This window comes from Catenulispora sp. EB89 (assembly GCF_041261445.1).
Classification (GTDB): domain Bacteria; phylum Actinomycetota; class Actinomycetes; order Streptomycetales; family Catenulisporaceae; genus Catenulispora.
In genome coordinates this window covers 52,744-66,240 of the sequence record NZ_JBGCCU010000008.1, presented here as the reverse complement: position 1 = coordinate 66,240, position 13,497 = coordinate 52,744, and the positions used below count along the sequence as shown (strand labels likewise).

The following is a 13,497-nucleotide window of genomic DNA, read 5'->3' as shown; positions in this document are numbered from 1 at the left end:
GTTCCCGGTTCAGAGGGGTCACCGGCCTGTGCGGCCGGCGTTGTCGAAGCTTCTGCGGAGGGTGGGAAGCAGCAGGCAGACGAGCAGCAGCGCCGTCACCCACGCGTACCAGACGGCAGCCGTGTCGGTGGTGCGCCACAGCCACCCGGTCAGGCCGGGAAGGACCGGTCCGCCGAGCGCGAGCGGCAGGCTCGGCGAGACCAGCCACGCCGCGGCGCCGACCGCCACCGCCGCCGGCCACACCACCCAGCCGCGCCGTTGCCGGCTCAGCAGCGTGACGGCCACCGCCAGCACCGCCAGGACCAGGGCGTAGCGGCCGACGAGCGCCGACGGATCGGGCAGCGGAGCGACCGCCGCCGCGTGGACCGCGCCGCGCGGCGCCGGTGGCACCGTGACGGCCGGCGCAGCGGGGAACATCTCGCGCTGCGCCACCGCGCCCGTCCACGCCGCGGCGGACAGGACGAGGAACAGCACGGCTCCCCCGATGACCAGCGCTCGCGTGCGGTACTGATTGCTGCGTTCGCCGAACCAGCCGGGGACTCCTATCAATGCGGCGGGGGTCCGCCCGGCCGTGAACGGGGAGCCGTTGGCGCCCGACAGACCGCTGACCGACTCCGCGCCTCTGATCACCGCCACGCCGGCGCCCAACGCCGCGAGGGAGAGCACGATCACCCAGCCGGAGTTCATCGAACCGGCCGCGTGGCCCAGCGTGCGGCTCAGCGACTGCTCGGCCGACTGCGGCAGGCCGACCGGGCTCGGCGGCTGGACCAGGCCCGCCATGCCGGCGATCACCGCGACCCCCGGCGGGACGCTCCGCAGCGGTGCGGTGGTGCCGATCCCGTAGGCCGCGGCGACCGCGGCCACCGCCGCCAGCAGGGAGAACCCGAGGTATCCCAGCTGCGCGGAGCTGGCGCGGACCGCGATCAGGGGTATCTGGAGCCAGAGTTGGTGGCCCTTGTCGACGGCGTCTGACGTCAGGACCTCGAAGAACCCCCGCGCCACGAAGGCGCACCAGCTCAGCAGCGCACAGGCCAGAACCATGAGCAGCACCTGGCCGACCAGCGCTCCGGTGCTCGGCAGCGGACGCCAGGGGCGCGCCGACGCGGCCCGGGCGGGGTCCTTCTGCTTACGGGCCTGCAGATCCTCGGCCGCGATCCGCTGCACGGACACAGCGGCGGCCACCGCCGCGATCCCGCGCGCGGTCCGGACGTCGGCCTTGCCCGCGTCGGCGGCCAGCTCGCGCCACCAATCCGCCGGACGCGGTCCGAGGGCACCTCTGCCGATACGGAGATCGGGCACGGCGGTGGGTTCCAGGGCGAGCATGAGGGCCGTGGCGTAGATCGCGTCCTCGTCCGGCTTCACCGCGCTCGCGGCCCCCCGTCCCGTCGCCCATCCCGTCCCCGCTCCCGCAGCCGTCCCCGGGACGTCACTCGCAACACGGTCAGCGATCCGTTGCGCGAGCGGCACCGCTTCGTTCACGAGCGCGGAGGCCCGTTCGAGGACCGCACATGTGTCGCGGTCCGCGCATTCTGTGTGGTGGCAGTCGGCCAGCGCCGCGACCGACAGGATCCGGTTGTCGATCAGGATCTTGGCGAAACTCCCGCCGGGTTCCCGGGCCAGGCCTTCCACCAGACCCGCGGCGTCGGCCCGCCGGCCCTGGAACCGGGGCTCGATCTTGGGCGCGAACGTGGCGATGAAGGACGTCACGGCCACCGCCGCGCGCAGCGGGTCCCGGCCCACCGCGGCCAGGTCGTGGGTGTCGTAGCCACTGCCGGCGGTCTTGAGCCAGGCGGCCAGCCGGGCCGCGCCGCCGTCGGCCATCCACTCGTCGGCGCCGGTGCCGTCCGCGGCCATCTGCCTGGCCAGATCTTCGGTCTGCCGCATGCCGCGGCCCCGGTAATTCAGCTCCTTGCCCTGCGGCTGTCCGCCAGGCCTGCTGCTCTGCCGGGGAAGCGGCGGACTCCCCCCGGCGAGCCAGTCCCGCACCTGCTGGCCGGTCCACCGGTCCTCGCGCGCCAGCAGACCGCGCAACAGCATCCGCCAGCGTTCGGAGGAGACCTCGCGCAGATCGAGGTCTCCGATGTGGCGGGACCGGAAGACGACCTCGTCCGGCTGGCCCTCGTGCCGGTGCCGGCCGGTCAGGATCTCGTAGACGATCTCGCCGAGCCCCCACCACGGCCACGGCACGGCCCGGTCGTTCCAGTGCTCCTCGGGCGGCGCGTAGGCCTGCTTGTAGCGCGCCTGGCTGATCAGCTGGCTGGCGCGAAAGGCCACGACGCCGCCGAAGTCGGCCAGCACCAGCTGCGGTGTCGGCAGTCCGCGCCGGACCAGGATGTTGTCCGGGGAGAAGTCGAGCGGATTGCGCTCGACCTTCTGCTGCCAGAAGGTGATCAGGTTGGCCAGTTCGGCCACGAGGGCCTGGGCGCTGACCTCAGAGAGGCCGCCGGGCTGAGCCCGCTCGCGGTGGATGAGGTCGGCCAGCGACTCCGGGAAGAACTCCATGACCAGCCAGTACCGGGAGCCGCCCGAGGTGTGGGAGCGCCCGGAATCCAGGATCTTCGGGACGTGGCGGATGAAGGCGGGATCGGAGCGCAGGTACTCGACGAGCTCGGTACTCATGGGCTGCCCGGCGTAGTAGACCTTCACGGCCACGGGGTCGCCGCCGTCGGCGGGCCGGGCCTTCCACACCATCGCCTCGGCGCCCTCGCCGGCCTCCTCCTCGGGCACGTACCGGTCGAGGAGTTCGTCGGGGAACCAGGAAGCTGAGGTGCGCGAACCGGAAGCGGGTTCCTCGGGCTCGGGTTCGGGTTCCGGCTCCGCCTGGGCGCCGTTGTCGCGCGGCAGCCCGAACTCGTCCAGGTCTGCCAGCTCGATGACGACGGCGACCCGGTCGGCCAGCCGCAGGCTGGTCCCGGGCGCGACCGGCTCCTCCACCATCGGATCGATGCGCCGGCCGTCGATGAAGGTGCCGTTGTCAGAGCCCAGATCCATCACCGAGAGCCGGCCGCCGTGACAGCGGATCCGAGCGTGGTGGTCGTCGATCCCGGCCTTGTCGGCCAGCCCCGGCACCGCCGCGCACCCGCGGCCGAGTTCCAGGCCCTCGGGAGGGACGACGACGTAGGCGCCGAGGACGCGCACCTGGTAGCGGGTGTCCAGGTCGCCGGCAGCGGCATCCTGGCTCTGCGGGCCGACGTCGTCCGTCGCGCTCACGCGCCTGCGGCGAAGCTTCTCCAGCGGGTGCCGCGGGCAGAACCCGGGCTTGCTCTGCGGCGGGCAGTCCGGGTCGATCTCGCAGTAGTAGGTCACGGTCGCCACGAGACACCGCCTCCGAAAGTCAGTCCGTCGCCGCGCATGCGTCGCTCGGCCTGGGTCAGCACGCCGCGATCCGGGATCCCCACCAGCAGGAGGGCCTGGTCGTCGGCGAACACCTGCATCTCCGTGTTCTCCACGACGCGGTCGGCGTGGCCCGCGTAGCGCTGCCGGCCCAGCGGCGTGCGGGGCAGCAGGCGCTGGTTGGCCGAGCCCCGCCAGGCCAGCCGGGTCGGCTCCGCGACCCGGAACCGGCCGGTGATCAGGGCGTCGGCGCTGTCGGCCAGACGCAGGGCGGCGGGACCGAGGCCGGCGAGTTCGTCTTCTTCGTAGCCGGTGTAGACGAGCACGTCCGCCTCGCAGCCGACCGCGGCCGCCACGTCCCGGGCCGCGTCCAGGAAGTCCGCGAGCGCCGCGGCCTGTTCCATCGGCTCGCCGCCGCTGACCGTGATGCCGGTCGCGCCCAGATCCAGGAAGTCGCGCCACAGCGCGGTCAGTTCCTCCAGCGTGACCTCGCCGCCGCCGTCGGCGTCCCACGTGTCGCGCGACATGCAGCCTGGGCAGGCCAGCGGGCAGCCCTGCACCCACAGCACGAAGCGGCGCCCCGGGCCGAGCACCTCGACCAGGCCGGGTGCGGTACGGCTGAGCCGGAGGGTCACCATCGGTCGACCTCCGCGGTCCAGAACTCGCTTTCGTTGAAGCTGCGGACCGAGAGCGTCTCCCCGGCGCCGGCCGGCCTTTGGAACAGCTCGCGAGACAGCGGGTTGATCAGCGCGGCCTCGACGACGTGGCCGATGCCCCGGCCGCCCTGGGTCCCGGCGCGCTCCAGCGCGACGTCCAGCAGCGTGGCGCGGGCCTCGGCGGTGACTTCGAGCCGTGCACCGTGCACCGCCGCCACCCGGCGGCCCACCGCGGCCAGTCCTCGGTCCAGGATCCATTCGACGCTCTCCTTGTCGATGAAGCCCATGTCGACAAAGCCGTCGCCGAACCGGTTCCGGAGCTCGGGCCGCTTGATCTGCTTGTCGAAGAAATCCTCGAAGGCCTTGCGCAGCAGCTTGCTGACCGTGGCGGGCTCGACGGCGGCGGTCAGGACCGGCTGGTCGTTCTCGTCGACCACGCCGAGGTTGGAGGTGAAGATCAGGACGCAGTCGCTGAAGTAGACGGTGTCGCCGCGGCCGTCGGTGAGCCGGCCGTCCTCCAGGATCTGCAGGAAGATGTCGAAGACCCGTTTGTCGGCTTTGTCGATCTCGTCGAAGAGCACGACGCTCATCGGGTTGGCCCGGACGGCGTTGGTGAGCTCGCCGCCGGACTCGTGGCCGACGAAGCCCGGCGGGGCGCCGATGAGCCGGTCGCGGGCGTGTTCCTGGCTGAACTCGCTCATGTCGAACCGCAGCGGCGCGGCGTCGTCCCCGAACAGCATCGTGGTGATGCCCTTGGCCAGCTCGGTCTTGCCGACCCCGGTGGGCCCGGACAAGAAGAGCACGCCGCGCGGCCGGTGCGGGGAGCTGCTGGACTGCGCGCCGGTCAGGCCGGTCGCCGAGCGCATGAAGATATCGACCGCCTTGCGCACGGCGGCCTTCTGGCCGACGACCCGCTCGTTGAGGTACGCCTCGCCGTCGGCGATGCGCGAGCGCAGCACGTCGCTGTTCCAGGGGTTGTCGACCACGCCGATGCGGTAGAGCCGCACGGCGTCGTCCATGCGGTCCGGCGGCAGTTTCCGGTCCTGGGCCAGCCGCGCCACGGACAGGATCTGGTCGTTGCTCAGGCCGGCGGTGGAACGCAGGAGCTTGGCGGCCGCCCGCTCGCGCGCCGCGGCGTCCGCGCTCTGGCCGTTCGCGGCGAAGAGCTGGGCGACCACGTGCCCGCACGCCGCCTTGCGCTGCCGGCTGTCCCCGGCCGGGACGCTGACCACCCGGATGCGGTGGTTGGCGGTGTCGAACTCGGCCGGCAGCTCGTCCTGGCGCTCGACGAGCCAGAACACGGTGTTGTAGGGCGTGACCGGCTCCGGGCCCGGGACGGCCGAGGCGCTGTGGCCCAGCGCCTCGGCGGCGGCGAAGAAGCCGCGGCCGTCGGCGCTGAGCTCGGAGCGCGGCGAGCCGAGCCGGGAGGTGTAGGGGAAGACCACGGCGATCGCCGGGCCGCGGTGGGCCACGGCCGCCACCAGGGCCTGCCGGAGCCGGCCGTAGGGGATCGAGCCGGGGGCCTCGCCGAATCGGGCGCCGCCGCCGGTCGAGGGCCGGGACACGTCCAGCGCCGCGAGGGCCGGAGGCAGCTCCAAGTCGTCGGTGAGGACGGTGATCTGGAAGCCGTCGCGCACGATCTCGTGGACCGCGATCGCGCCGTAGCCGCGCGCTTCGCAGATCCGCTCGATCGCCTCGACCATCGAGTAGGGGGCGAGGGTTGGGGGTTCGTCCTGGTCCGGGTGCTGGTCCTGGTGCTCGTTCGCGTTCTCGTTCTCGTCGGCCTCGTCGGTCTCGTCTTCGGCAGCCGGAGGCAGCAGGAAGACGTCCCGGACGTTGCCCGACAACAGGATCTGGGGCTGGACCGGGAGCGCGAGGTCGACCTCGCGGTACCACGCGGGCAGGACGCCGTCGTGGTCTGTCGGTTCGCTCACTACCGGGCTCTCCCGTCGTCCTTGTGACGTGTCGTGCCCTCGCCGCGGTCCCAGGCCAGGGCGGCACTGGTGCCGGGCGGCGGATGGCCGGGGTCGTTGCGGTGGAAGGGCCGCATCGCGACGCCGGCGGTGGCGAAGGACTCGGTGAACCGGGGCAGACCGCTGTCGCAGAACTCCTGCTGGACGGCGGTGTCCCGGTCGGCGTCCGAGGCCACGTCGTCACGCCGGACGACGGCGGTGAGCAGCCGGTCGCCGTTCTGGAAGCGGACGATCAGCCCGTAGGGGCCGTCTTCGAAGGGCGCGACCACGGACTTGGCCTCGGCCAAATCCAGCACCGCGCCTTCGGATACCCGGCATCCCAGATCGCGCAACGCCTTCACCGCGACGGCGGCGACGGCCGCGGTCCGGCGGGCGGCGTCGGCCCGGCCCACGGCCGCGGTCACGGCCTGGCCCGCCGCTTTCAGATCCGCGGCGCCGGTGACCAGGTCGCGCAGCGACCCCTGCTCGGCCTCCGGCGCGTCAGCGACCAGAGCGAGCAGGCGCGCGCGACGGATGTCGGCCTCCCGGGCCGCGTCGCCGGCGATCGCGGCCTTGTTCATCTGGATCTTCATGCTGTGCAGGGCGCCCCGGACCTGCTGCCGGGTCTCGGCTTCGGCCAGCTGCCGCTGGCAGACCTCGACGAACCCGAGATCGTCCGGCAGGCACCGCGCGCGGTAGTCGTCGACGAGTGCCTCGGCCTCGATGAGCGCCGCGTCGCGCTCGGCGGCCACGACGGCGAGTTCCTCGGCCTCGGTGGGTCCGGCGACCGGCGCCGAGAGCCGGCTGCCGCCCTCCCGCTGGGCCGACGCCCGCGACAGGGCTTTGCGCAGGCGCTTCTCCCCCACGCGCCGGTGCTCGTTCTCCACCGCCGCGCGAGCGGTGGCCAGCGCTTCGGTGAGTCGCTGGTTGCGCGTGGCGAGGTCGGCGGACGTGCTGCCCTCGCCGGCCGGGACCGCGTCGGGCACGGCCACCCGGCTCCCGCCCAGCGCGGCAGCCGCCGCGGCCTGGGTGCGAACGTGTCTGAGCTCTGCCATGAGCTCGGCTTCCTCACCGCGCCGGCGCCGCCGTTCTTCGGCTTCCACGTCGCGGTAGCTGTATGAGTAACCCATCCCGGAACTCACGGGGATCCCCCTCCCTGTGGTGCTCGCCGGCAAGCCCGCACCTCGTGCCTGACGGACGGCGGAGGCGATTGCCGACGACATCGTAGCTGACTATTGTTCTCAGAACACATAATCGTGAATCTGAGTACGACTCGTTATCCGGAGCCGGGAGGGGCCATGCTGGAGGAGGCTGACCGGGCCGCCATCGAGGCCTACGCGCGCGATCGGGAGCGAGTCCGGGCCCTGCTGCCGGCGGCGGTCGCGGCCGCCGTCGACGAGGCCCTGGCACTGCTCGCGGTCGCGGACCGCGGGTCGGAGCAGGAGTCGGATCTGGCGCGGTTCATCGCCGGGGAGCTGCGGGCGACGCTGGATCCCGGCGAGTACGGGCCCTTCAATCGTGGCACGGGGACGGCCGAGGCGCAGGATCTCAGCCATCTGCGATTGTTGCTGTTCGGCCACCAGGCTCCGGGATCGGAACCCGATCCGCTGGAGTCGCTGGGGTTTCCCGAGTTTTCCGAATTTTCCGAGTCATCCGAGTTTCCGGAGGCGTCCGAGCCGCCGGACCCCCAGGACCTGCCGGACCCGTTGTGGCAGGCCGTCGTCGCCCGCGTCTCGGCAGCGCCCTCGTACTCGCCGCACTTGTTGTGGGAGAACTTCGGGCAGCGCCCCGACGACCCCCGCCTGATCCGGCTCGACCTGCCGGGCGGCGCCGTCCGGTTCCCGGCGTTCCAGTTCGACGGGGCCGGCGTACCGCTGGCGGCGGTCCTGGCGGTCAACGAGATCCTCGGCGCCGCCGACGACCCCTGGGCGGTCGCCGACTGGTGGCTGTTCACCAACCCGTGGCTGGAGTCCGCGCCGGTCGTGGCGCTGGGCACGGTGTCCGACGAGACGCTGGTCGACGTCGCGCGGGCCGTGGTCGACTGGGACTGACCCCGCGCCGGCCGGGGTCCGGCCGGCCCACACCGAGCGAAGGGAGCCGGACCGATGCCCCGGCCGCGAAGACTGTTGGAAACCCTGCGGGGCGAACCGGAATCCGTGATCTGGGACGCGGGCACGGTCCTGTACCGGGTCCACCGGAACACGCGTCCGGCCGAGCACTTCAACCCCGTGCCCGCGGACCCGCACTTCCAGGGCGGCCGGTTCGACGCGACCTGCTACGGCGCCCCCTATCCGTACTCGTACGTGTCCCTGGACCCGGCCACAGCGATCACCGAGACCGTCTTCCGCGACAAGATCTTCACCAACGACACCCAGTCCACCCCCCGGGTCCGAGTGGCCGACCGCCGCCTGTCCGAGGTCGTCCTGGAGGTCCCGGCACGACTGCTCTCCCTGGTGTCCGGCAAGTCGCTGTCCAGCCTGCACACCGACGCGTGGCTGGTGACCGCCGAGGAGCAGGAGTACGCGTTCACCCGCCGCTACGGCCACTGGATCAGGGAAATGGCGCCGTGGGCACAAGGGTTCGTCTGGCACTCCCGCCGCAACCCCCCGGCCACCACCGGCATCCTGTTCGGCGACCGCTTCCCCGGCCTCGACCACGGCGACGGCGTGCTGAGCCCCGGCCGGACCGACCCGCTGGACCTCAGGGCCGGCAAGGGGCTGCGGCTCGTCAAGGAGGTCGGCAAGACGTTCCACGTCGCCGTCGCACCGGAGCGGGTCAGGCCGGGGGCTGCGCGGTAGGACCCGCCGGCAGGGCGAGCTAGTGCCGTGGCCAGGCGGGCGGCTACCTTCGGTCCGTGTTCCATTTCCGCGTGGCGGCCGACGGGCCCGATCCGATGGTGGTGCGGTTCGAGCCCCTGGCCTGGGAGGTGGTGATCAACCCGGGCGATCACATCCTGATCGAGTGGCCCGACAGCCCTCCGGGCCCGGAGGTGTGCGGAATGTTCTGTCACGAGCCCGGGCGCCTGACGATCCTGGAACCGGACTTCCTGCGCCGGCCCCGGAACTACGCGCGGGTCTGGAACTCCAGCGGCGAAGAAATCACCTACTGACCACGGTCGGGCGCCGTTCGCGTCCGGCGATCCGGCACTAGCGGAAGACATCGCAGGCCCGCTCAGCGAGCACGGCAGCCGCCGGGAACCGCCGCTCGGCCTGCGCCCAACGCCAGTGGAAGTCGCCGGCGAGCCGGTCCGGAAGCAGGTCCGGTGCGGCGTGGCCAGCGAGCACGGCCAGCGGTCCGACGACGTAGTTCGCGGCGAGCGCCGGCAGGGCCTGGAACTCGCCGATCCGCACGCTCGCCGCTTCGATGAGCGAGGGGCTGATGTGGCCGCGCGCGTTTGACTCGTACCACTGGCGGTAGCCCGGGACCCGGCCGATGCGTTCGACCAGGCCGGCGCGCAGCTGGGCCGCCTCGCCGGCCAGGCCCGCGGCGGCGCACTCGGCGGCCGCGAGCAGTTCCACGGCCATCGCGTACGCCTCGGCGGCGAGCAGGCCGGCGCCGTACTCGATCGGGGCCGGGACCGGGCCGGGGGTGACGACGGCGGCGAGGTGGTCCAGGTGCGCGCCGTTGTGGACGCCGTGGCAGATCCGGCCGCGGTAGCCGGGCGCGCGGCCGGGTTCGCCGGCGACCAGCACCAGCCGGGAGCGGCCGCCGGTGGGCAGCGCCAGCCAGCAGCGCCAGGTCAGGCCGCGGGTCATGGCGGGGGCCTGCACCACCTCGTACGGATAGCCCAGCGGCGTGGGCCGCCACCTGCTCCCCCACCCCAGGTGGTCGGCCACGCCGGACCAGACCGGCGGCTCGTCGGTCCGGACCGGCCGGACCTCCAGCAGGGAGTCGCAGAACCCGCCGATCGCGCGCCAGGCCGCCTCGGTCCGCGCCGACGGGGCGACAGCCGGCTCGGGCTCGTCGGCGCCGTCGCGTCCGTAAGCCTGCGGCGGACGTCCGGCGAGCTGACGCAGCGCGCGCAGCCGCCGCGCGAACCGGCCCGCGCACGCCAGGCCCGACTCCCGCACCACGTCGTCGAGCCCCCGGACGGCCGCGTCGACCCCGAGGACCAGGCAGGCGAGCATGACCTCGGCCCACCCGCGCAGCGTCCAGTCCCGGGCCTCCCGGCCCAGCGCCGGAACGGCCGCGGCGGCCTCCCCGGAACGGCGGGCCCACTGGTAGGCGGTGTCGTCGTCGATCCGCAGGTCCAGAGGGAACACGCGCGGCATGTCAGCGCTCCCACAAGCGGACGCGCAGCAGCAGGCGGCGCGGGTCGCCGAACGACGTGCGGCCGTGCAGCACGCGGCGGTTGTCCAGGATGAGCGCGTCCCCGGCTTCCAGCGGGAACGTCCGCACCTCGGGGGCCGTGTCCAGCGCGTGCGCGACGCGGGCGACGAGCTGCGGAGCCGGTCCGCCGTGCCGCCGGACGACGTTGTCCGCGCGCCAGCGGATGGTTCCGTCGCCGGGGAGGACGGCCGCAGCCGGGCTGACGGTGCGCTCGCCGGCCGCGAACTCGCGGGGGACGCGCCACTGCCAGACCGGGGTGGCCAACGCATGTAGGAGGTTCGAGCTACCGGGTTCCCGGGTGAGCGCCGCGACGGCATCCGACGCGGTCAGCAAGCGCGTGTGACCGCCGTCCTCGGCGGGCCGCACCGCGACCATACAGACCAGCGGTTCGGGGTTGGCGTGGTACTGCGAATCGGTGTGCAGACCGGCTTCTCCGGCCGTCACGGAGAAGGTGCTGCCGTTGCCGTCGGGGGCCGGTCGTACGGGCCAGACCGCTGCGCCGCCGTCCCGCCGCGACGGTCGGCCGAACTCGGCGGCCAGTGCCAGCGCCAGGGCGGCGGCGTTGTCCATGTCGCCGCCGGCACTGCCGACGCCGCTTCTTCGCAGTACGGTCCAGCCTTGATCCCGCAGCTCTCTACGAGCCGTCACCAGGTCCATCGGACTCACTCCCCAGAAGAGTCCGGCGAGTGGTTCCCGCCGGTTTCTCCCAGGCAACAGGCCGTGGTGGAGGGTTTCCCGGGCGCCGGCCGGTGGAAATCCGGTCGGTTTCAGGGCTCTTCGCGGAGGCTAGCCCTCGTCCCAGTCGTCGTCGGCGGTCCGGGCGGCGAGCCCCATCTGCGCGGCGAGATCGCGGGCCGCGCTGAGGACAGGGTGTCCTTCTTGCAGAACGGGTCGGCCGTGGCCGAGCGGGCTGCGATCCACGAGGGCTGAGACCAGCTGGCCCGCGCCGGTGAGGTCGCCGACGGCGTACAGGCGCCGGGCCTGATCCAGCTGAGCGCTCGACACGGTGGCGTGCGCGGGATCCAGGGCGGTCCCGACCTCGCTGTGCAGCGACTCGTAGTGGCTCCGTGCGAGATCGACGGCTCGGTCGGCGTCCGCGCAGCGGGCCAGGTCCCGCAGGGTCGCGGCGGTGGCGGCGGAGAAGCGCCCGGCGTCGATGTCCCGCTCGGCGGCCAGGACTCGGGTCGCCAGGACGGAGGCGGCTGCGGTCTGGCCGTCGAGGCGGAGGAGTTCGGCGCGGCATCGCTGGGCTGCTAGGAACAGCGGATCTCCGGCCGCCCAGCCGTCAGCGATGGCAGCGGCCGCGTCCAGCCGGAAGACGATGTCGAGCTCTGCGTCGGCTTCGTCCCGGTGCCCCGACCGGCCCAGCGCGACGGCACGCGCCACCCCGAGCCGCGCCGCCAACCGTGCCGAGCCGCGCAGGGCGAACCACGCCAGCGCGTCGCCGTCGGGCAGGATGCGCAGCGCACTGGCAGGATCATCGAGAGCCAGGCACGCTCGCGCGAGGTGTAGCGCACCCCGGTAGACCGCGTAGCTGAACGGAGCCAGGCGCTCCATGTGGAGCAGGCGCGCGATCTCCAGGTGGTGCCTGGCTTCCAGCGGATGACCGCAGCGGGTCAACGCCTCGCCCAGCACGACCCGCGCAGCCGCGACACCGGCGTTGTCGGGCCCGCCGGCGGACGCGATCCGGTCGGCCAGCAGCGCACCGGCCCGCTGCACGGCGGCCACCGCGCCCCCGCCGAGGCCCACGACGCGGACCTGCAACTCCATGGTCAGCGACAGGCGACGCCACGATGCGGAGGACCCCCCGCGTGCCAAGTTCTGCCGCACCGCCAACGCACGCTCGGCAAGGCTCTCGGCGACCGGCGAGCGACGCTCCAGTGCCACCTCGGCAAGGTTGTGATCACTGCGCGCGGCATAGGAGGCGACCTCGTCCGCGCCGAGCGGCACCAAGCCGATCTCCGCCACCGAGCGCGCCTGCCGGTGCGCGGCCTCGGCGCCGGCGAGATCGCCGAAACGTTGGAGGGCGAGGCCTCGGCGGCTCGCGGCGTCGCAGAGAGTCTGGAGATCGGCGATCTCGCTGCCACTGCCGGTGCCGCTGCTGGTGCCGCTGCCACTGTCGCTGTCGCTGCCGGTGCCACTGTCGCTGTCGCTGCCGCTACCGGTGGCATCTCCGGGTCCGGCACCGGCAGCATGGCGCGCCTGGTCCAAGCCCGACCCCACCGTCTCGCCCGGCGACCCCGCAGCCGCCGACACCGGCTCCGACACCGGCTCCGGCACCGGCACCGGCGCGCCGCCCGCCGTCAGCATCCTGATCCGGCGCGCCTCCTCGCGAGCGCACCTCTCATACAGCGCCCCGGAGTCCAGCAGCACCCTGGTGAGGAAGCCCTGCGCCGCCACCTCCGCCCGCACGTCGCCCGACCACCGCAGCGCGCCGTCCACGGCCTTCTCGGCCGCGGCCAGCTCCCGGGTCCAGCGGCCGGCGACGCGGACGAGGTCGCGCTCGGTCCAGTAGGCCGCCAGGCCCTCGGCGATCAGGTCGATGGGGCCGTCCGGGTCGCCGCACAGTGCCCGGAACGCCAGGTCGGACAGCGTCGCGGCCTGCTCGGCGGCCTGCGCCGCGGGCATCGGGCACACCGCGCGCGCCGCCGCGAGCAGGCGTGGCGCGAGGTGGTCGGCGTAGGCGCCGAAACGCCCCGCGTACCCCTCGGCCGCGACCCGGCCCCAGGCCGAGGCGGGCCAGCTCGCCGGCGCCTGGTCCGCGGATTCGGCGCGCTTCTCCGAGGTCGCTATGTCGCCGAGGCCGAGCTCCACCTGCCGCAGCAGGAACCGCGCGGCGCGGTGGAACCGGGCCACGGTCAGCAGCGCGTCGGCGACAGTGGCGTGGGCTTCCTCAAGGGTCGAAGGGTCCGGCGGCACCGCGGCGTCGGACTGTCCGGCGCGGAACTCCTCCCACGCGTGCAGCGCCGCCAAGGCCACGAGAGCGCGGCGGCTGCGCACCGTGCCGTACAGCCACACCGCGCTGCGCCGGCCCTTCGCCGAGCGGCCGTCGCCACCCTCCAGGTCGATCAACGCCGCCACGTCGGCGGTGCGGACCTGGTGGTACTCCGCCTCGGAGAACGCCGCAGCCGCCGCGGCGGCTACCGCCGCCAGACGCGCGTCCTGCGAGTCCGCGGCGACGTGGTGCCCTGGCATGTTCCGCTCCGTGATCGTCGATGGTGCCCGCT

Annotated in this window: 10 protein-coding genes; 3 read left to right on the top strand and 7 right to left on the bottom strand. The window is 73.5% G+C overall.

From position 1 onward, the window contains the following. Positions 1–18 precede the first annotated feature (18 nt). The 4 genes from ABH920_RS18925 to ABH920_RS18910 are packed head-to-tail and all read right to left on the bottom strand — an operon-like array spanning position 19 to position 6,996. A complete protein-coding gene (locus ABH920_RS18925) occupies positions 19–3,315 on the bottom strand; it encodes an FHA domain-containing protein (RefSeq protein WP_370350347.1) in 3,297 nt (1,098 codons plus the stop codon). Then, positions 3,303–3,971: a 4Fe-4S single cluster domain-containing protein gene (locus tag ABH920_RS18920; RefSeq protein ID WP_370350346.1), complete on the bottom strand. Its 669-nt coding sequence runs from the start codon at positions 3,969–3,971 to the stop codon at positions 3,303–3,305. The genes ABH920_RS18925 and ABH920_RS18920 overlap by 13 nt, the downstream gene beginning before the upstream one ends. Continuing rightward, entirely contained in the window at positions 3,965–5,923 is a 1,959-nt protein-coding gene (locus tag ABH920_RS18915) for an AAA family ATPase (protein WP_370350345.1), read from the bottom strand. Before ABH920_RS18915 ends, ABH920_RS18920 begins: the two co-directional genes overlap by 7 nt. Further along, entirely contained in the window at positions 5,923–6,996 is a 1,074-nt protein-coding gene (locus ABH920_RS18910; RefSeq protein WP_370350344.1) for a hypothetical protein, read from the bottom strand. Before ABH920_RS18910 ends, ABH920_RS18915 begins: the two co-directional genes overlap by 1 nt. 243 nt (positions 6,997–7,239) lie before the next feature. Between ABH920_RS18910 and ABH920_RS18905 the strand changes: the two genes are divergently transcribed. The 3 genes from ABH920_RS18905 to ABH920_RS18895 all read left to right on the top strand — a co-directional run bounded on the left by ABH920_RS18905 (position 7,240) and on the right by ABH920_RS18895 (position 9,050). Beyond that, positions 7,240–7,992, top strand: a complete 753-nt coding sequence (locus ABH920_RS18905; protein WP_370350343.1) for a hypothetical protein — start codon at positions 7,240–7,242, stop codon at positions 7,990–7,992. Between the two features lie 54 nt (positions 7,993–8,046). Next, a complete protein-coding gene (locus tag ABH920_RS18900; protein ID WP_370350342.1) occupies positions 8,047–8,739 on the top strand; it encodes an RES family NAD+ phosphorylase in 693 nt (230 codons plus the stop codon). Positions 8,740–8,810: 71 nt separating this feature from the next. Next, positions 8,811–9,050, top strand: coding sequence for a hypothetical protein (locus tag ABH920_RS18895; protein ID WP_370350341.1), 240 nt, complete (start codon positions 8,811–8,813; stop codon positions 9,048–9,050). 37 nt (positions 9,051–9,087) lie between these two features. Here ABH920_RS18895 and ABH920_RS18890 read toward each other — a convergent pair whose 3' ends face one another. From ABH920_RS18890 to ABH920_RS18880, 3 genes are all read right to left on the bottom strand, one after another. Continuing rightward, complete coding sequence (locus ABH920_RS18890; protein WP_370350340.1) at positions 9,088–10,212, bottom strand: hypothetical protein; 1,125 nt, start codon at positions 10,210–10,212, stop codon at positions 9,088–9,090. 1 nt (position 10,213) lies between these two features. Then, on the bottom strand, positions 10,214–10,927 hold the full coding sequence (locus ABH920_RS18885) for a TauD/TfdA family dioxygenase (RefSeq protein ID WP_370350339.1): 714 nt from the start codon (positions 10,925–10,927) through the stop codon (positions 10,214–10,216). A gap of 129 nt (positions 10,928–11,056) precedes the next feature. Then, the gene (locus ABH920_RS18880) at positions 11,057–13,465 is read right to left on the bottom strand and encodes a hypothetical protein (protein ID WP_370350338.1); all 2,409 of its coding nucleotides are present in this window, start codon (positions 13,463–13,465) and stop codon (positions 11,057–11,059) included. Positions 13,466–13,497 lie beyond the last annotated feature (32 nt).

Coding starts and splice junctions, on each gene's coding strand:
- ABH920_RS18920 (WP_370350346.1), bottom strand. CDS start 3,971: ATGGTGACCCTCCGGCTCAGCCGTACCGCACCCGGCCTGGTCGAGGTG.
- ABH920_RS18910 (WP_370350344.1), bottom strand. CDS start 6,996: ATGGCAGAGCTCAGACACGTTCGCACCCAGGCCGCGGCGGCTGCCGCG.
- ABH920_RS18905 (WP_370350343.1), top strand. CDS start 7,240: ATGCTGGAGGAGGCTGACCGGGCCGCCATCGAGGCCTACGCGCGCGAT.
- ABH920_RS18900 (WP_370350342.1), top strand. CDS start 8,047: ATGCCCCGGCCGCGAAGACTGTTGGAAACCCTGCGGGGCGAACCGGAA.
- ABH920_RS18890 (WP_370350340.1), bottom strand. CDS start 10,212: ATGCCGCGCGTGTTCCCTCTGGACCTGCGGATCGACGACGACACCGCC.
- ABH920_RS18885 (WP_370350339.1), bottom strand. CDS start 10,927: ATGGACCTGGTGACGGCTCGTAGAGAGCTGCGGGATCAAGGCTGGACC.
- ABH920_RS18880 (WP_370350338.1), bottom strand. CDS start 13,465: ATGCCAGGGCACCACGTCGCCGCGGACTCGCAGGACGCGCGTCTGGCG.